2 protein-coding genes and 1 pseudogene are annotated in these 2,213 nt (G+C 40.9%); 1 reads left to right on the top strand and 2 read right to left on the bottom strand.

Going from position 1 to position 2,213, the window contains the following annotated elements; genetic code table 11:
• Window positions 1-238: 238 nt before the first annotated feature.
• The gene (locus tag LC574_RS36830; protein WP_229458574.1) at window positions 239-484 is read right to left on the bottom strand and encodes a hypothetical protein; all 246 of its coding nucleotides are present in this window, start codon (window positions 482-484) and stop codon (window positions 239-241) included.
• 94 nt (window positions 485-578) lie between these two features.
• On the bottom strand, window positions 579-1,157 hold the full coding sequence (locus LC574_RS36825) for a hypothetical protein (RefSeq protein ID WP_229458573.1): 579 nt from the start codon (window positions 1,155-1,157) through the stop codon (window positions 579-581).
• Window positions 1,158-1,959: 802 nt separating this feature from the next.
• On the opposite strand from LC574_RS36825, the pseudogene LC574_RS36820 reads away from it, so the two are divergent.
• Window positions 1,960-2,213 (top strand): annotated as a pseudogene (locus LC574_RS36820) (hypothetical protein); the annotation flags it as partial.

The raw sequence follows: 2,213 nt of genomic DNA, 5'->3' as shown, positions 1-2,213 counted from the left end.
CAACTAAAAGTTGAATTATTAAATAAAATTAGCTTTTTGCCTGTAATTCAAACAATACGATTGTCATCATCAAACCCCGTATTACCTCAACCATCCCCGCAATTACCCCAGTAAAAGTATCGTAATTGTGCAGTCTTGGGCGATAACAAGGTATGTCAGATGGGGTCAATTACATACTTGCTTTGCTGTCAAATTTTTGATTGTAGCTTTTACAGATGAGATATATGAAATGATTATTCTAGGCGATCGCACCTCTAAAACTAGAATGCGATCGCCTTTCCAGTTCGGTCAAATACTGTTGATGCCCTCGACCAAAAGCTTTGACCAAATGTATGGCTGAAACGGTTTCATAGAACCTTTGAGCAATGCAGGTGCTTGAGCGAAAACTCCTTCTAAATGCGCTCAGTGGAAGGGTGCAAATATTTCCTGGCAACAAGCGCCTGCTACGCGATCGCACTCCAGGAGATATTGCCCACAACGACAAACAGGACAAGGACAGGACTTACGCAAGTATCACAAGCAAAGGTAGAGAGTATGCTTTTCTCCAACACCTAACCACCGATATTCTCATAATCCCCTCACTCCAGACGAAATCCTGCATCAACTTCTATTTCTGCCTTAGCAATTGGGTCATCCTCGTCATCATCAAAGAACCTATCATCTTCGGAATATTCTCCCACAACATTTGAGCCCACTGGTTCTGTCGCAACAGGTAACGATACAGGACTTGGCCCAGTGGAATCAAAAAAAGAAACGGAAGGGGGAACCAAATTAGCTGAAACAGGAGTTATTTCCACGCCATTAGTTCCAACTGTTGGTTGTAACCCAGTTGCACCCTGCGAGAAAACTCCACTATGAGGATTAACAAGAACTACCTGGGGCAACCCCTCCATCCCAAACGTCCGTTTCATCTTAATGATCTGAACTTCAAGTTGCGCGATCGCATCGTGGAGAGCTGACTGCAATTCCATACCAGATACTCCCGCAGCCGATAGCGCAAATGGTAGGTAATAAGCCCGCAGGGCCTCACATACTAACTCAGTTTGCCCTCGCTTCTTCGACTGGAGATAGCTAATTACTATACCGTCCTCCATATCTTTATTCCGCATGATACGTGCCAACTCAACCGAATCAGCTGGCTTACTCGCTCTTGCCATAACTTCTCTTCTATATAACGTGCAAATCAAGCTTCTCAGTAAGCTATTTGTCAATACTCTTACTTTAACCATGCGGTGGGAGAACTAACCCCCGTATTTACTCCGAACTACCCCAATTCACACACTAATTACCCCAATCAAGTGAAATTTGGTTTGATTTTGTCAATCAAAATAAATAATTAACTGAAAAATAAACTCTGATAATCCCCATAATTGAGGTATTCTGAGGGCAAATTAACCCAATTATTTCAGCATTACGTCAAAGGTTAATCAGCTTAGGGAATAACCCCACAATCCTCTCTGCATCTGATTTACTACAGTCGCACTCCACAACAGACTATTGCTGTCACCGTACACTCCTCTAACTAAAACAAGGTATGTTCAATAGGGTCATTTTATCCTTATACTATTATCAATAAAATTGATTAATTGACAATATATTTTGTTTTGTATGTAGTTTAGAATACTACTTTTGTTTTATATTTAGGGGTTGCTGACTAAACAGATTGATAAAAATGAAACTTTTAAACAATTTTAATTACGTATAATTTAACTTGCGATGGTGCATAGTACTCAACCTTGCGATCGCAAGCTGGCGACATAACCATACAATCCCTACAACACAACAATTGCAGCATTAACAATAAGGTTTACGGCTTTAGTGTCACTTACAAGACGAACCATAAGATATTACCTTGTATCCTTATCACAAGTTACAGTACTCTCACTGGTGGCATCTAAATCAAGTATAGTTTATACCAAAAGTAGCAGCGATATTGTCCGCAATTGAGACCATACACTGTTGTCAGATTTCCGGTTATCCCCAACTCCCTCAGTGCAGTCTCTAACTATACCACTCAGTCCCGCAGTGAAACAAGGTATGGTAAGTAACCCCATAAAGCGAACTAAATCTATCAAGGTATACCTCTTTGAGGAAGAAAAAACTACCATTGAGGAAAAAGCGATCGCCACAGGGGTAACTGCATCTGAGTATTTACGTTCCTGTGGGTTAAGGCGGGTACTAACGGCAAAACCGTCTGCTACTTTTGGTATAAT

The sequence above is a fragment of the Nostoc sp. CHAB 5715 genome (assembly GCF_020829685.1).
Classification (GTDB): Bacteria; Cyanobacteriota; Cyanobacteriia; order Cyanobacteriales; family Nostocaceae; genus Nostoc.
Note: the sequence above shows the minus strand (reverse complement) of the source record. Positions and strands in the feature narration are given on the sequence as shown.